Consider the following 15,583-nt stretch of genomic DNA (forward strand, 5'->3'; position numbering starts at 1 on the left):
GCTTATCCAGTGCCGCTATCAAGGATAGAAAGGTCGTCTTCCCGGATCCGCTGCTTCCCAGGATCGTATAAAACTTTCCCAGTTCAAACGACACGCTCACATCATTCAGGATGATCTTTCGTCCATCTCCATCCGGATAAGTAAAATATAAGTCTTTTGTTTCTACAATATTCATGGTGCCCCCTACATCAAATTATCATTCGGCTTTTGATTCACGATCAGCCATATAGATATCAAGCTTCCAAACAGACATTCACCCAAGATCATCAGCACACATGAAGCAAAACCACTATCATCTTGTATCACTACTTTCTTATAATCAAATCTTTCCGCAAGCCCATTAGGATCAACAACATAATCAGAATCTGTAATCTCAGTTTCATCTTCACGATCTATTTCAATAGTATGAATCACATTTGTGATGATCCATTGATTTATTCTTCTATAACTAAAACCTAAGCAAAGTATGACAAGACATCCAATCAATAATATTTCTCCGCAAAACTGCTTGATGATATTCCTTTTTTTCTCACCCAAGGATAAATATATACCGATTTCATGAGTTCTCTTTTTACTGTTCAGCCATATGAATAAGAAAACGATCATACTTATCAAAAGAATTGAAATCATCATGATAAGATCTGCAAGATCACCGATTTGATTCATAGGCTCTAAGATACGTTCAGCTGTCTGTGCAGTAGAAACAAAATGATAAATATTCGAAATACTGCCAGCCTTCTTTAATTCATCTTCACAATACGCTTGAAATTCATCTAATAAAGAATAATTTTCAAGTTCAAAATAAGGTGCATAGATACCACATGGAAGAAAGTAATCATAACCCGTTACTTCCCAGCCATTCACTTCTTTTCGTATCTTCATCAGATCGTCGATCTTAAAATAATTTTCTAAATTCTTTCTGGCTTCCTTTGAATAAGATAAAACAACAGAATTTGGCACGTATATTCCATCAAAAATCATAATGTTAGTAAAATCAACTTCTTTTTTCACTTCATATTTACCAATGACAGTAAGTTCTATTTTCGGAAACTGAAAATCACCATGTAAATATTCACGTCTATCATTATAGAAAACGGTTATTTTGTCACCCAATTCAATCTCTGATCCATCCTGATATTGAAGTGTATTTCGAATGACAGCAACATTTCCTTCCATCAATTCCTCTTCTGTAAAGCTCCTTCCTTCTACAATTTCCAAATAGCCGGTTCTTTGATTTTGAAGCTGAATATTACTGCTTCCAATCAACCACGCTCCAAATCCGGAATCATCTGCATCAATCACACCGTCTACTTTCATGAGAGGTTGAAAATAAGAATAGCTGCTGTATTTTAACGTGTCACTTTGGCTGCATTTTTCAATCAATTGCTGATAATCATGAAAGATGCGATCATAATCTTCAGGCTGGCTATAATAGCCGTTTTTATTTAAGCTATTCTCCTCACCTTGAATGGTCGCAACAGCTCCAAGACTTTCTTTAAAAAGAGTTTCTATCGATTTAGCACTATTTTTTAAAGACAAGCTTCCTAGTAAAACACTATTTAGTAAGAAAACCACCAGAAACAAGATCAAATATCGAAGCGGTTGTCTTATCATGCTTTTAAAAATTCTTTGATACCATTTCATAGTGGTCTCCTTTTTATTAAATTATTTTAAATTAAATTCAAAACCATAGGATTTTGTAGCAACTAAATATTTTACAGTAGTTCCTCTAGTATAATAAATATTTACCTCGCCAGTAACGTACACCGTTTTACTTGCCAAGTTAACATTCAGTTTAGGATTTCCATATGTTTCAACAACAAATGATCCTGCATAATATGGCTGAGCTTTTGCACTAAATGAATCATATGTAATATTACTACCACGAGTATGTTTTATATAATTCAAAGTTATTTTAATTCCTACACTACTAGTAGATTCACCACTATAAGAAACGCTATAATTTTGTGATTTAGTTTCTGACATTGGCTCATTTGTAACGATTACGAATGGTGTTACTTCACTTGCCTTTACATCTTGTAAGTAACCTCCTATTGGTAACAAGGCCATGGCCATAACCAAGCTTAATAATCCTGCAAATACTTTTTTCAACATATCTTATTCCCTCCTTTGTATCTGCATTTCCCTTTTCACCATTTATATAACATATTTCATGATAAAAAAAAGAACCGAAGCAAATTCGGTTACTTTTTATGCATATTCGGTATCAAAATCGTACAAATATATTTATCATTGAATGTTTCAAAAGTAATTTCACCCTTAATTTCCTGAATGATCTGTTTCATGCTGATAATACCGTAACCATGTTCATGTTGTGGTGATGCATTTTTGATAACTGTATTGAATGCTATGCTATTTATGATGATAAAGCGATAGTAAGGTTCAACATAACCAATATTAAGACTCACCTTTTTTCGCTGATCACAGTGAGTAAATGCATTGTCTAAGCCATTCGATAATAAAATATAAAGCTTTCGTTCAGAGATAGGAAGTTTTTGTACGGTAATCCCTGAATAGGTAAAATCGATGTTTTCTTTCTTAGCTCGAGTGACATAGTGATTGATAACCATATCAAGCGTATCATTTTGTGTATATGCCGGAACTTCTAATGTTTGAATATCTTCCTGATATTCAAGTAATAGTTTTAGTACCTTTTCTTTTTCATCATTTTTAACCAGTTGCGTGATTTGTGAAAAGAAATGCTTTAAATCATGTTTAAGCTTATGAATGTCCTGATGGATCATCAGTATATTTTGAACATTTTTTTCCTGCTCACTTAAAAGTTGAATTTGAAAATCTCGTTGATTTTTTCTGTTCATAAATATCACAAGAATTTCCATAAAGCTACCTATTCCTACACTTAAAAATAAGCATATACTAGATATAACCAGCTTTTGAGTGAGAGATTTGGTATTAAAATCAATACTACTATGCTGATGCTGATCCAAGCGTTCAATCATATAGTTAAAAAATATACTTGTTTGATAGTCATTTATTTTTTCTTTGATTAATTCATAATCTTTTTCACTTTGACATTCAAATATAGGAGATAGAATACCACATGGAATAAATTGTTCATATAGATCCTTATCCGGCTCGATCTGACTCATCCAAAGATCAGATATTTTCTTAATTGCTGAATCAGGCATATAAATACGATTGTTTCTTGAATATTCATAGCTTGTCGCATCATCTTCAATCCGATCATAAAAACCAATAATTTCTACTTCTACATTCAGATCACCTCTGTAAGGTGCTTTTATCCGTATCTTATCTCCTAGTTTCAATTCATTTGAATCATTAGAAATAATTGCAACCAATTTTCCTTCATCCAATTCCTCCTGTGTAAACATCCTGCCTTCTGCCAACTCATGATTTCTTTCAAAATCATAGCGGGAGGCTCCAGTTAGATATTGGATATATCCTGCATCTACTTGCATATAATATGTAATGATACTTTTAGTAATCAAATCATTATTTGCAATGAAATCATAAAAGAATTGTACTTGATCAAATGATTCTTCATATTCTTCTTGAGAAGGGTAGTTGGAAACTTTACTTAATGATCCTGTTCCGCCTTTTATTTCAAATTGAATCGTTGTTTCTTCATTCAGATAAATGTCGTATCCTTTTTTCTTTTCTTCTATTTGAGTATAAAAATCAAAAGATAGATATCCACTGATTCCCACAGATATGAGTGTTAAAACAAGAATAATTATTTTTAAAGTTTTCATTCGCTCACCTTCTTATTTAAATAGTTTATATAAGACTGCTTTGTTTTTTGATAGAATCGTTTGCTTATCTGTACTTTTTCATTATCTTTCATTATAAAATCTTGTTTATCTAAATATTTTACATAAGATAAATTCACTAAATAAGACTGATGACATTGAATGAATTGATTATGGTCAAATTCATGAATGATATTTTTTAAAGATTTATATTCTGATAATATTTTTTTATCGTTTAAATGGATTTCGATATGATGCCCTATCTTCTCAATATACATGATATTCCGGTATGGAATATCAAGTGTTAAATCTTTTGTACGATATTGATATTTTTGGCTGACAGATTGAAAATGCTGATCTAAACGCATTTGCGCAAAGCTCATGTCTTCTTCAAAGTGATCTTTACGCACAAAGAAAAAAACGCCAAATTTAAATGATTCAAATACAAGATCGTTTCGCTTGCTGTAAAGGATCAAAACTCCGTGGGGATGTTTCTTTCTTAAATCTCGCGCAACGTCTAAACCATTGATCTTTGGCATTTCTATATCAATCATATATAAATCATATTCATGATAAAAGGACTCATCGATATCTTGATAAGTAGTAACGCTGTATTTTAACTGACATGATGAAACATGATCAAAATAATCCTTCACCCGATTTAAATCATTCATCTCATCATCTAATACAGCTACTTTTACTTCTATCATACATATCCCCTGAATCTTATATCTATACCTCTTCTCTCCAAATATTTGCACCTAATGCTTTTAATTTACCATCTAAATTTTCATAGCCGCGATCGATATGATATATACTATGAATTTCTGTCAATCCCTGGGCAATCAGGCCGGCAATAACCAGACAGGCACCGCATCTCAAATCTGTTGCCTCTACAACAGCACCATAAAGTGGTGTCGGCCCATTAATAAATGAAGAAGGATTTCGAACATCGATATCTGCTCCCATTTTATTCAGCTCATGACAATGTTTAAAGCGTTCCGGATAAATCGTTTCGGTAATAACGCTCTGTCCCCCTGCCTGTGTCAATAAAGCTGTCAAAGGCTGCTGAATGTCTGTCGCAAAGCCCGGATAAGGCAATGTCTTGACATCTACCGGCTGTAAAGCATTATTTGATTCACGGATCGTCACCGAATCAACATTGACATCCATATCGATACCAATTTCCTTCAGCTTGCTCAACAAAGCTTCCAAATGAGTCGGAATGATATTTTCAATAGTCATCTCTTTCGCTGCCGCTGCCGCCAGAACAATATACGTAGCTGCTTCGATACGATCAGGAATGATTTCATGGAAGCATCCGCCAAGCTCCTCCACACCATCAATTGTAATCACATTGGTTCCCATTCCACGTATCTTTGCACCCATTCGATTTAAAAGTGTCGCAACATCAATAATTTCCGGCTCCTTCGCCGCATTTTCGATCGTTGTTCTGCCTTTCGCATAAACAGCTGCCATCATGATATTGATCGTAGCTCCTACGCTGGAAATATCTAAAAAGATCTTTGTTCCAATAAGTTCTTTTGCTTCGATGCGCATGATTCCATGATGATTTTCTACGGTCGCTCCTAAGGCCTCAAAGCCTTTCAGATGCTGGTCGATCGGACGAGGTCCTAAGTAACAGCCTCCCGGCATCTTCATTTCTACTTTTTTATATTTGCCAAGCAAGGCACCCATGAAATAATAACTGGCTCTTAATTTCCCGACCGTTTCGGAAACCATTGGTCGATTATGCATATGTGTCGGATCAATAATAAGATGATCATGAGCTTTAAATACCACATCTACACCCAAATCATTCAAAAGGATTGCCAGCGACTGTACATCACTGATAGATGGTACACCTACGATCGTAACCGGACCGCTTGATAATATGGCCGCAGGAATCAATGCCACAGTTGCATTCTTTGAACCGCTGATACGAACCGTACCCGATAATTTTTTTCCACCTTCTATTTTAATGACTTCTTCCATTTTGCCTCCTCATTGCTCCCATTTCAGATATCTTTTCTTGATATCTTCATTATATATTATTTATCTTTGTATATCTAGTGATTATGTTTATAATATTTTTTTATAAAAGATGTAAAATCAATGCAATCATATCTTATATTCTGAATGAAATCATAAACGAATGCCTTGATTCAACATATTTTATTAAAAATCAGATCCAGGACAAAGATCAAACACCGCTCCAAATCAAAAGCTGGAAAAATAAATCTCCAAATCATGTAAATTTATGGTAGAATAAAAAAGTTGAGGTGATTATATGAAAGAGATTGGTTTTGATAATCAAAAATATTTAGAAATGCAAAGTGCTCATATCAAAGAGCGAATTTCATTGTTTGATAATAAATTATATCTTGAATTTGGCGGTAAATTATTTGACGATCATCATGCATCACGTGTTCTTCCGGGATTTCAGCCCGACAGTAAGCTGAAAATGCTGTTGACGCTTAAAGACCAGGTTGAGATTTTGATCGTTATCAATGCCTCAGATATTGAAAAAAATAAGGTAAGAAGTGATTTGGGTATCACTTATGATGATGAAACGCTTCGTCTTATTGATGCATTTAATGGAGTAGGACTTTATGTTGGCTGTGTGATCATTTCACAATACCAAAATCAGCCAAGTGTCGATGCTTTCATTTCCTATTTAAACCAGCTGGGCATCAAGACAGCCAAGCATTATCCGATCAGCGGTTATCCGAATAATGTAAAGCTTATTGTCAGTGAAGATGGATTTGGGAAAAACGATTATGTAGAAACGACCCATCCTTTGGTTGTCGTAACGGCACCGGGTCCGGGAAGCGGTAAGATGGCTACTTGCCTCTCACAGCTCTATCATGAAAACAAACGAGGAATCAAGGCCGGATATGCTAAGTATGAAACTTTTCCTATCTGGAATCTTCCGTTGAAGCATCCGGTCAATCTGGCTTATGAGGCAGCAACGGCCGATCTGAATGATATCAATATGATCGATCCTTTTCATTTGGAGGCCTATGGTGTAACGACCGTCAATTATAACCGTGATGTAGAAATATTCCCTGTTTTAAATACGATCCTTGAAAAGATCATGGGTGAATCTCCTTATAAATCACCGACCGATATGGGAGTGAACATGGCCGGAAACTGCATCATTAACGATGAAGTCTGTGTTCAGGCCTCTAAAGAGGAAATCGTCCGTCGTTATTACAGTGCTCTGGTGGATCATAAGATGGGGCTTACCGGTGAAGATACGGTTTCTAAAATTGAATTGGTCATGTCACAAGCGGAAACATCCATCGAAGATCGTAAATGTGTAAAAGCATGTCTGGAACGATTCCATGAAACAAACCAGCCTGCCTGCAGCATTGAATTGAATGATGGACAAATCATTACCGGCAAGACCACATCGCTTTTAGGAGCCGCCAGTGCCTGTATCTTAAATGCTTTGAAGGTGCTTGGAAAGATCGATCATGATATTTTTCTGATATCACCAAGCATCATCGAACCTATCCAAAAATTAAAAACAGAAAATCTCGGTAATAACAATCCGCGTCTTCATGTCGATGAGATCCTGATTGCGCTTGCCATTTCCGCAACGACCAATCCGTTGAGTCATACGGCCTTGAAGCAGCTGCCTAAATTAAAAGACGCCCAAGCTCATTCAAGCGTCATTCTCAGTGATGTTGACTTAAATATTTTTAGAAAATTAGGTATTAATCTGACATGCGAGCCTGTCTATCAAACTAAAAAACTGTATCACAAATAAATTGAAACCTAAAAAGGTTTCTTTTCTTTTAGGGTTTTGGTAAAATAAGAAAATAAAAAGAGGTGATTTTATGGAAGAGAGCATCTTGTTATCTTTGCTTGAGAAAAATGCTCGCAGAGAAGTGAGAGATCTGGCGGATATCCTTCAGGAAAGCGAAGAAAATATTTTAGAAACCATGACACAGCTGGAAAAGGAAAAAGTGATCAACGGTTATCATACTGTCATTAATTGGGAAAGGGCAAATGTCGATCGTGTCAGTGCTTTGATCGAGGTCAGCTGCCAGCCAGAAAGAGATTATGGATATGATCGTATTGCCAGTATGATTTATTCGTATAGCGAAGTTGAAACGATGTATCTGATGAGCGGGCGCAGTGAATTCATTGTTATGGTCGAAGGAAAGACAATGCAGGAGATTTCCAATTTTGTCGGTTCTAAGCTTGCTGTTGTTGAAGGAGTTACGGGTACCAGTACAAATTTTGTATTGAAGAAATATAAAACGGCCGGCATCATTCTTTCAGATGATCAGGATGATGAGGATGACCGTATGGTCGTAACACCCTAATGTACGAAGAATTATTAAATAAACAGGTAAGAGAATTAAAGCCAAGTGGTATCCGTAAATTTTTCGATCTTGCTAATACAAAAGAAGGCGTTATTTCTCTTGGTGTAGGTGAGCCTGATTTCGCAACTCCGTGGAATATCTGTGAAGCTGCTATCTATTCAATCAAATCCAAAAAAACACATTATACAGCAAATGCCGGTCTTCTTTCATTACGTAAGGAAATCTGCAAATATCTGAAAAGACGCTTTGCACTTGAATATGACCCTAATAAGAATGTTCTTGTCAGCGTAGGCGGCAGTGAGGCAATCGATTTGTCATTAAGAGCCATTATTGAAAAAGGGGATGAGGTCATCTTGCTTCAGCCTTGTTATGTAGCTTATGAGCCTGCTGTCATCTTGGCGGGAGGAACACCTAAGTTCATCGAGCTAAAAAGCGAAAATGAATTTAAATTGACAAAGGAAGAGCTTTTAGCGGCCATTACCCCAAAGACAAAAGCCATCATCTTAAATTTTCCGTCAAACCCGACAGGCGGGGTCATGACAAAACAGGATTATGAACCATTGATCCCTATTTTAAAAGAGCACAACATCATCGTTATCTCTGATGAGATCTATGCTGAGCTCAGCTATGAAGAAAGACATTGTTCACCTGCTAATTTTGATGAAATCAAAGATCTCGTCATCTTAATCTCCGGTTTTTCAAAAGCTTTTGCGATGACAGGATGGCGTCTTGGTTATTTATGTGCAAATGAAACCTTCTTACGAGAAATCTTAAAGATTCATCAGTATATCATCATGTGTGCCCCAACGGCCGCCCAATACGGTGCCATTGAAGGTCTTAAAAACAGTCAGAAATATGTAGATGAAATGGTGGAACAATATAAATTAAGAAGAAATTATATCGTCAGCGGATTTAATCGTATCGGTTTGCCAACACATCTGCCACAGGGAGCTTTTTATATCTTCCCTTGTATCAAAAAGACCGGGCTTACATCACTTGAATTTTGTGAAAAGCTATTAGAAGAAGAGAATGTTGCCTGTGTACCGGGAAGTGCTTTTGGTGAAGCCGGTGAAGGTTTTATACGAGTTTCTTATGCTTACAGCATTGATGAAATTAAGGTTGCTATTGAGAAAATCGGACATTTTATGGAGCAGTATTTATGAAAGTAACAAGTATTGGATTAAAAAACGGTGTCTTTGATGATAAATATGGAAAAAGAGGTCCTGAGATCTCAATTCCTTTTCAAATTGAAGATGCCCCTGAAAACACAAAAAGCTTTGCCTTTCTATTTGAAGACAAAGATGCTATTCCCGTATGCGGATTTAGCTTTATCCATTGGGTCGGCTGGAATCTGACAAGAAATGAAGTATATGAAGGTGAAAGTGAAACCGCCCATGATTTTATTTCCGGTTATCATTCCCGTTCTAAAGAAATGAAAGAACATTATGTAGGAATGGCTCCACCGGATAAAGATCATATTTATGAACTTCATGTTTATGCTTTAGATTGTATGATCGATCTGGATGAACATCATTATTTCAATGATCTTTATTGGAAAATGGAAGGACATATTCTTGAAGAAGCTGTTTTAAAAGGTATTTATAAAGTATAAGCCTCGCTAGTTAGCGAGGCTTTCATCTAATTTGATTTTATGCGAAACCTTTCGAAAAACGAATATAAAGGTAATCATATGCGCAAGTGCCGTAATGATCCAGCTTACCGGATATGAAATATAAACCATCTCAATTGTATGATAAAGATTAAATACAGTAGCTAACCAAAGGATACGCAGACCACAGGCTCCAACAAGAGATACGATCATCGGGAAAATCGAATATCCCAGACCTCTTAAAGATCCTACCATGACATCCATGATCCCACATAAGAAATACGTTTTCGATACATATCCTAAACGTACGATACCTGCCGCAATAACAGCCGGATCATCAGAATAGATAGATAACAGAAGATCACCAAAATACCATGCTCCGATACCTAAAATCAAGCCTGTTATGATAACCAGCAGCTGACATGAAAACAGCGTCTGTTTAATTCTATCAAGACTTCTGGCTCCCATATTCTGACTGGTAAAGGTCAAGCATGACTGATAGAAGGCATTCATCCCTGTATAGACAAATCCTTCGATATTCTGGGCAGCACCATTACCTGCCATGATCGTCGAACCAAATGAATTGACAGATGCCTGAATCACAACATTGGACAATGAGAACACACAGCCTTGGATACCTGCCGGAAGTCCGATTTTCAAAATATCAATAAACTTTCTAAAATCAATGTGCATTTCTTTAGGGTGAAGCTGTAATCCCCCTCTTTCATGCGTCAGACAGATAAATACCAGCGTTGCGGAAATGATCTGCGAAACAACCGTTGCAATACCGACACCCGCAACCCCTAAATGAAAAACGATGACCAATATCAGATTTAAAATGATATTAACAACGCCTGCCAACGCCAGATAATATAGCGGACGCTTCGTATCACCCTTTGCACGCAAAATGCTTGCACCATAGTTATAGATCAAAGAAGCTGTGATTCCTAAAAAATAGATACGTAAATATAATACCGCAAGATCAATGACATTATCAGGCGTATCCATCCATTCCAGCATAGGATGGGCAGCTGCAATCCCGAATACAGTCAAAATGACCCCTCCGATGATACTTAGCATCATCGCTGTATGTACGGTCTTACTGATTTCCTCCTGTTCATCTGCTCCGATATGACGAGCCACCACAACATTCGCTCCAATAGAAAGACCAATAAAAATATTAACGATCAAATTGATCAAGGCTCCCGTTGAACTGACAGCAGCCAATGATTCATGACCATCAAACTTTCCTACAACGATGATATCCGCAGCATTAAACAAAAGCTGCAGCACCCCACTGGCAATCAGCGGCAAAGAAAACAATAATATTTTTGGCAAGAGCTTCCCCTCTGTCATGTCGATCCGATAATGATCGCCGGCCATTTTACCACCCCTTTACATATTATGTGTAAATATTTTACGATTTTCCTTTATGAAATTCAACCATCTGAAACAAAAAGAGCCAAAATTTATTTGGCTTTTTCTACAACGATCTTCTTATTTTTGATTTTCCGATTTTTTAAATCTTCCAATACCATTTTACCCTTGCCATTTAATATATCTACATAGCTTTGATGTTCCAATACTTCAATGACCCCAATATCTTCAAATGTCACATTTTTATTCTCAAGAATAGCTCCGACAATATCACCCGGACGTATTTTTTTATTTTTACCGCCTTTAAGATAAAGCTTGGTCACCTGTTCTTGAATCTTCTCTTCCTTTAAATGAACACGCTCACTCGTTTTCATTTCATAGCTCATAGCAGCTTCTGTCGCATAAGCTTCTATGAAATGAGCATCCAGCTCTTCTTCCATACGTTCGATATATTTCATCTGTGTATCCAAAACAAGCGTATATGACTCTCCTTTGCGGTCAACTCGACCGCTTCTGCCGATACGATGTATCAGATTCTCCGCTGTTGTAGGACAATCATAGTTATAAACATGTGAGATTTTTTCAATGTCGATTCCTCGTGCCGCAACATCACTGGCAATCAGAAAACGAAACATTCCCTTTTTAAAATCCTGCATATTTAATAAACGTTCATCCTGGTCTAAACCGCCATGGATCATACAGCATGAATATCCCTTTTCATAAAAAGCATCAAAAACAGCTTCCACATTCTCACGAAAATTACAGAAAATAATAGCCTGTGAAGGTTTATGTGCATTTATGAGATGAAAAAGTGTTTCCAGTTTATTTTCCTTGGTCACTTTCACATAACATAAAGAAATATTGGTATTATATTCTTTTGCCTCTTTGATTTGAACTTCAACAGGATCATGAAGATATGTAGCTGCAATCATCCTTACATCATCATTCATCGTAGCACTGAAGAGGGCCATATTACATACAGGCAAAGACTGCAGTATTTTCTCAAGATCCTCTAAGAAACCTAATTTAAAGCATTCATCAGCTTCATCAATGATGCAGGTATGGATCCTTGAAAGGCCAAGCGTCCCTCTTTCGATATGATCAAGAACACGCCCAATCGTTCCACAGACCACATGCACCTTTTGTTTCAGGGCAATGATCTGTCCTTTGATTGGCTGTTGGCCAAATATCGGTAAAGCATTGATTCGCTTATAAGAGCCGATTGATTTAAATTCACCTGCCACTTGTTTTGCTAATTCCCTGGTTGGTGTTAATACCAGTACCTGTGGCTGATTGAGCATCCAATCGATCTTTTCAATTTCCGGTATGGCATAACTTGCAGTCTTTCCGCTTCCTGTCTTAGAGCGGACGATCACATCTTTTTTATCTAAAAGAAGGGGGATCACCTTTTCCTGAACAGGAAGAACCTCTTGATAATCTAATATATCTAAAGCCTTTAATATCTCATTACTTAAGCCTAATTCATTAAATTTCATATTTTCCTCCCTTTCTATTTTACCACATTAGCAAATTATTTTGAAAACAAGTGCAAATATTGTATAATAGATACAGGTGATTCTATGTACTTTATCAATTACAACAAATGTTCAACATGTCAAAAAGCAAAAAAGCATCTTGAAAGAATGGGTGTTGAATTCATTGACCGCCCTATCAAAGAAGGTGTGACCAAAGAGGAATTACAAGCATGGATTCCTTTATCAAATAAACCCATTCAGAAATTTTTTAATACGAGCGGTCAGCTTTATCGCAGCGGCAACTATAAGGAACGACTCCCTAAAATGAGCGATCATGAGAAAATTGAAGCTCTTGCCAGTGACGGCATGTTGGTAAAACGCCCTTTGCTGGTGGGTGATGATTTTGTGCTTGTAGGATATAATGAAAAGGAATACGATGAAATAGGTGAGAAATATGGAAAAAAGCAGTGAAAGCTTAGAAATGTATCTTGAAACAATGTATTTATTAGACTTAACAGCCGGAAAGATACGTTGTGTGGATATTGCCAAACAGATGCATGTATCTAAACCAAGCGTCAATAAAGCTGTCAACGTGTTAAAGGAACAGGGTTATCTGACCCAGGAAACTTATGGCAATGTGCATTTGACAGAAGCCGGCCGTAACAAAGCTATGAAGATTTATGAAAGACATACGATCCTTTCATGTTATCTGGAGGAATTTTTAAACATTTCCCATGAAACAGCTGAAAATGATGCCTGCAAGATGGAGCATATCCTAAGTGAAGAAACATTTGAAACCATCAAAAAAATAGTGAAAGAATCGCAGCAGTAATTCATTTATATTAAAAGAGGAAAAATGCTTATCATGCATCACTTCCTCTTTTTTTGCTTCTATGTGTTAAGCGTCCACTTTCCTTTGATCTTCGATTCCAAATATTCATTTCCATCATCTATAAATTCATAAAAGCCACAAACAAGCTTCTTTCCCTCTATATCAACTATAATATTCTTATAAAGATATCCTTCCTCCAAGATATCAATTTCTTTTTTCGTATCATGACTTATTTTATAAATTTCACCAACAACCTCTTTTTGCAGATCATCTGTCGGTACAGCTCCCGGATAATCTTCAATTTCTAATAATCGATAACCACGAATGATTCCATCTCCGATATATTTACTCTCTTTTAAATAGAAATGATTACTTTCACCCTTCATCAAAGTTCCATATGTAAACAAATAATGATACTCTTTTAACTTCATTTTCTGTTCATGGGTCATCTGTTTGATTTCATATTCTCTTTTTCTGGCGCTGATTTCATCCGGAAAGCTCTCATAATAAAAAATTTCGATAGGCTTATGTGCTTTGGTATATTTAGCACCCTTGCCACTTTGATGCATCTTAAATCTATTGATCAAATGAGTTGTCCAGCCACAATATAAAGAATGATCTTCACATCTTAGAAGATATACATAGCAGCCTTTTTCCTGAGGTATTTTCATTCTATGATTTTATCATAAAATCTATTATCCTTCTATTAAAAACTAATTTCATCATCACTAAATAACTCATACATATAAACCGTATGTTTATAATTGCTCCTATAATAATCGTATCATTTGTTCATAAAGAAGAATATCTTTTTCAGTTACTTTCTTATTATCATGATAATGTCCAAAAAACCAAATTTGATATTCGATCGTATTCTTTATCTCTTCTAAATAATATCTCTTTTATACATAATGACACAATCATCCTTTGTCATATATAAATCATATTTTTCTTTTTACTATCCTTGTTCCAATTTTAATTTTGCATTTGAAATAGCTTCTGCCAGCTTTGCTTCTAATAATTCCTTTGGAGGCATTTTAGTCAAATACTGAACGACATGAATACTGTCTTGATTCAATTCAAGCAATTCAATTGTTTCCTGTGATTTTTCAGCACACAAAATTAATGCAATCGGACTTTCTTCACCTTCAATTCTTTCATATTTATTCAACCACCTAAGATACAATTCTACTTGCCCTTTATACTCTGGTTCAAATTCCCCTAATTTCAATTCTACTAAAACCAATCTTCTCAAATTTCTATGATAAAAAAGAAGATCGATATAATAGTCTTTACCATCTAAAATAAAATGTTTTTGCTTTGCCATAAAAGCAAAGTCAGTCCCCATTTCTAAAATAAATTTTTCTAACTCTGCTAAAATTGCATTTTCAAGATCTTTTTCATTAAAGGTATCTTGTAATTCCAAAAAATCTAAGACGACTGGATCTCTAAAAAATAAATCGACATTCATTTTATTATTTTCATACAATTCCTTTAACTCATTTTTTATTGTTATCTCAGGTTTTTTTGAAATCGCTGTTCTTTCAAAAAGCATTGATTTTTTTCTCTCTCTTAATACTCTTACATTCCACCCTTCTTTACAACACATAATTGCATAAAAATCTCTTTTCACATCATTTTCTATTGGCAGTAACTCTACGAAATGTGACCAGGTTAGTTTTAGAGATAAAGCATGGATTATATTGATATCGGTAAATTTTTGATAAAACTGTATCATTCTAAATACACTGGAACGCATATAGCCTCGACCATATTTTTGCGTTAGTTTTTTACTTATTTCATCTATAACATATTTTCCATATTCTGCTTTTTCATTTTTTAGAATTTCTGTTGTTATTCTTTGACCAATTTGCCAATATAAAAAAATCATATTAGAATTAACAGCTATACTTGCCTTTTCTTTACTATCTTCAATTAATAATGAAATATCTTTATATAAAATATCAATAGTTGTAGACATGATTTTCATATCAATATCTTCCTTTCAAATTGTTGCGACACGACGCGACATTCTCAATATTTCTCTCTACTATTTTATATGCACCAAATCTTCAAAATTCCCAATTTTTTTACATTTTTTATGAAATTATCATTATTTAAATAGCGATTGAATGATACGTGATTCACCTTTAGCTAATTAAAGCTACTTTATTTCATAAATTTGTATATATGTACTTAAT

16 protein-coding genes are annotated in these 15,583 nt (G+C 35.4%); 6 read left to right on the top strand and 10 right to left on the bottom strand.

Going from position 1 to position 15,583, the window contains the following annotated elements; translation table 11 throughout:
• From Q0K35_RS08145 to Q0K35_RS08170, 6 genes are all read right to left on the bottom strand, one after another.
• Nucleotides 1–175 (bottom strand): ATP-binding cassette domain-containing protein (locus Q0K35_RS08145; RefSeq protein WP_294562180.1); only part of this gene is annotated, 175 nt, incomplete at its 3' end.
• Between the two features lie 8 nt (nucleotides 176–183).
• Complete coding sequence (locus Q0K35_RS08150) at nucleotides 184–1,644, bottom strand: ABC transporter permease (protein ID WP_294562162.1); 1,461 nt, start codon at nucleotides 1,642–1,644, stop codon at nucleotides 184–186.
• A 21-nt stretch (nucleotides 1,645–1,665) separates the two neighbouring features.
• The gene (locus Q0K35_RS08155) at nucleotides 1,666–2,115 is read right to left on the bottom strand and encodes a hypothetical protein (protein WP_294562163.1); all 450 of its coding nucleotides are present in this window, start codon (nucleotides 2,113–2,115) and stop codon (nucleotides 1,666–1,668) included.
• A gap of 89 nt (nucleotides 2,116–2,204) precedes the next feature.
• Complete coding sequence (locus Q0K35_RS08160; RefSeq protein ID WP_294562165.1) at nucleotides 2,205–3,755, bottom strand: GHKL domain-containing protein; 1,551 nt, start codon at nucleotides 3,753–3,755, stop codon at nucleotides 2,205–2,207.
• A complete protein-coding gene (locus tag Q0K35_RS08165; protein ID WP_294562166.1) occupies nucleotides 3,752–4,462 on the bottom strand; it encodes a LytTR family DNA-binding domain-containing protein in 711 nt (236 codons plus the stop codon). Before Q0K35_RS08165 ends, Q0K35_RS08160 begins: the two co-directional genes overlap by 4 nt.
• Before the next feature lie 22 nt (nucleotides 4,463–4,484).
• The gene (locus Q0K35_RS08170; protein WP_294562167.1) at nucleotides 4,485–5,747 is read right to left on the bottom strand and encodes a UDP-N-acetylglucosamine 1-carboxyvinyltransferase; all 1,263 of its coding nucleotides are present in this window, start codon (nucleotides 5,745–5,747) and stop codon (nucleotides 4,485–4,487) included.
• Nucleotides 5,748–6,042: 295 nt separating this feature from the next.
• Between Q0K35_RS08170 and Q0K35_RS08175 the strand changes: the two genes are divergently transcribed.
• The 4 genes from Q0K35_RS08175 (at nucleotide 6,043) to Q0K35_RS08190 (ending at nucleotide 9,701) form a co-directional block, all read left to right on the top strand.
• Complete coding sequence (locus tag Q0K35_RS08175) at nucleotides 6,043–7,527, top strand: DUF1846 domain-containing protein (RefSeq protein ID WP_294562168.1); 1,485 nt, start codon at nucleotides 6,043–6,045, stop codon at nucleotides 7,525–7,527.
• Nucleotides 7,528–7,597: 70 nt separating this feature from the next.
• Nucleotides 7,598–8,089, top strand: coding sequence for an Lrp/AsnC family transcriptional regulator (locus Q0K35_RS08180; protein ID WP_294562169.1), 492 nt, complete (start codon nucleotides 7,598–7,600; stop codon nucleotides 8,087–8,089).
• A complete protein-coding gene (locus Q0K35_RS08185; RefSeq protein WP_294562171.1) occupies nucleotides 8,089–9,252 on the top strand; it encodes an aminotransferase class I/II-fold pyridoxal phosphate-dependent enzyme in 1,164 nt (387 codons plus the stop codon). Before Q0K35_RS08180 ends, Q0K35_RS08185 begins: the two co-directional genes overlap by 1 nt.
• Nucleotides 9,249–9,701, top strand: coding sequence for a YbhB/YbcL family Raf kinase inhibitor-like protein (locus Q0K35_RS08190; RefSeq protein WP_294562173.1), 453 nt, complete (start codon nucleotides 9,249–9,251; stop codon nucleotides 9,699–9,701). The genes Q0K35_RS08185 and Q0K35_RS08190 overlap by 4 nt, the downstream gene beginning before the upstream one ends.
• A gap of 6 nt (nucleotides 9,702–9,707) precedes the next feature.
• Here the strand turns inward: Q0K35_RS08190 and Q0K35_RS08195 are convergent, their stop codons facing one another.
• Both Q0K35_RS08195 and Q0K35_RS08200 read right to left on the bottom strand, forming a co-directional pair.
• Nucleotides 9,708–11,081 (bottom strand): MATE family efflux transporter, encoded by a 1,374-nt coding sequence (locus Q0K35_RS08195; RefSeq protein WP_294562174.1) that lies wholly within the window; start codon nucleotides 11,079–11,081, stop codon nucleotides 9,708–9,710.
• An 86-nt stretch (nucleotides 11,082–11,167) separates the two neighbouring features.
• Nucleotides 11,168–12,571, bottom strand: a complete 1,404-nt coding sequence (locus Q0K35_RS08200; RefSeq protein WP_294562175.1) for a DEAD/DEAH box helicase — start codon at nucleotides 12,569–12,571, stop codon at nucleotides 11,168–11,170.
• 84 nt (nucleotides 12,572–12,655) lie between these two features.
• Between Q0K35_RS08200 and Q0K35_RS08205 the strand changes: the two genes are divergently transcribed.
• Both Q0K35_RS08205 and Q0K35_RS08210 read left to right on the top strand, forming a co-directional pair.
• Nucleotides 12,656–13,021: a Spx/MgsR family RNA polymerase-binding regulatory protein gene (locus Q0K35_RS08205; RefSeq protein WP_294562176.1), complete on the top strand. Its 366-nt coding sequence runs from the start codon at nucleotides 12,656–12,658 to the stop codon at nucleotides 13,019–13,021.
• The gene (locus Q0K35_RS08210; protein WP_294562177.1) at nucleotides 13,005–13,382 is read left to right on the top strand and encodes a metal-dependent transcriptional regulator; all 378 of its coding nucleotides are present in this window, start codon (nucleotides 13,005–13,007) and stop codon (nucleotides 13,380–13,382) included. The genes Q0K35_RS08205 and Q0K35_RS08210 overlap by 17 nt, the downstream gene beginning before the upstream one ends.
• Nucleotides 13,383–13,441: 59 nt before the next feature.
• Here Q0K35_RS08210 and Q0K35_RS08215 read toward each other — a convergent pair whose 3' ends face one another.
• Together Q0K35_RS08215 and Q0K35_RS08220 are read right to left on the bottom strand one after the other, a co-directional pair.
• On the bottom strand, nucleotides 13,442–14,053 hold the full coding sequence (locus Q0K35_RS08215; RefSeq protein ID WP_294562178.1) for a gamma-glutamylcyclotransferase: 612 nt from the start codon (nucleotides 14,051–14,053) through the stop codon (nucleotides 13,442–13,444).
• 287 nt (nucleotides 14,054–14,340) lie between these two features.
• The gene (locus Q0K35_RS08220) at nucleotides 14,341–15,372 is read right to left on the bottom strand and encodes a PDDEXK nuclease domain-containing protein (protein ID WP_294562179.1); all 1,032 of its coding nucleotides are present in this window, start codon (nucleotides 15,370–15,372) and stop codon (nucleotides 14,341–14,343) included.
• Nucleotides 15,373–15,583: the final 211 nt, after the last annotated feature.

Origin of the sequence: uncultured Traorella sp., assembly GCF_944327115.1 — a bacterium.
Lineage (GTDB): Bacteria > Bacillota_I > Bacilli_A > Erysipelotrichales > Erysipelotrichaceae > Traorella.

Coding starts and splice junctions, on each gene's coding strand:
- Q0K35_RS08150 (WP_294562162.1), bottom strand. CDS start 1,644: ATGAAATGGTATCAAAGAATTTTTAAAAGCATGATAAGACAACCGCTT.
- Q0K35_RS08155 (WP_294562163.1), bottom strand. CDS start 2,115: ATGTTGAAAAAAGTATTTGCAGGATTATTAAGCTTGGTTATGGCCATG.
- Q0K35_RS08160 (WP_294562165.1), bottom strand. CDS start 3,755: ATGAAAACTTTAAAAATAATTATTCTTGTTTTAACACTCATATCTGTG.
- Q0K35_RS08165 (WP_294562166.1), bottom strand. CDS start 4,462: ATGATAGAAGTAAAAGTAGCTGTATTAGATGATGAGATGAATGATTTA.
- Q0K35_RS08170 (WP_294562167.1), bottom strand. CDS start 5,747: ATGGAAGAAGTCATTAAAATAGAAGGTGGAAAAAAATTATCGGGTACG.
- Q0K35_RS08175 (WP_294562168.1), top strand. CDS start 6,043: ATGAAAGAGATTGGTTTTGATAATCAAAAATATTTAGAAATGCAAAGT.
- Q0K35_RS08180 (WP_294562169.1), top strand. CDS start 7,598: ATGGAAGAGAGCATCTTGTTATCTTTGCTTGAGAAAAATGCTCGCAGA.
- Q0K35_RS08185 (WP_294562171.1), top strand. CDS start 8,089: ATGTACGAAGAATTATTAAATAAACAGGTAAGAGAATTAAAGCCAAGT.
- Q0K35_RS08190 (WP_294562173.1), top strand. CDS start 9,249: ATGAAAGTAACAAGTATTGGATTAAAAAACGGTGTCTTTGATGATAAA.
- Q0K35_RS08195 (WP_294562174.1), bottom strand. CDS start 11,081: ATGGCCGGCGATCATTATCGGATCGACATGACAGAGGGGAAGCTCTTG.
- Q0K35_RS08200 (WP_294562175.1), bottom strand. CDS start 12,571: ATGAAATTTAATGAATTAGGCTTAAGTAATGAGATATTAAAGGCTTTA.
- Q0K35_RS08205 (WP_294562176.1), top strand. CDS start 12,656: ATGTACTTTATCAATTACAACAAATGTTCAACATGTCAAAAAGCAAAA.
- Q0K35_RS08210 (WP_294562177.1), top strand. CDS start 13,005: ATGGAAAAAAGCAGTGAAAGCTTAGAAATGTATCTTGAAACAATGTAT.
- Q0K35_RS08215 (WP_294562178.1), bottom strand. CDS start 14,053: ATGAAAATACCTCAGGAAAAAGGCTGCTATGTATATCTTCTAAGATGT.
- Q0K35_RS08220 (WP_294562179.1), bottom strand. CDS start 15,372: ATGAAAATCATGTCTACAACTATTGATATTTTATATAAAGATATTTCA.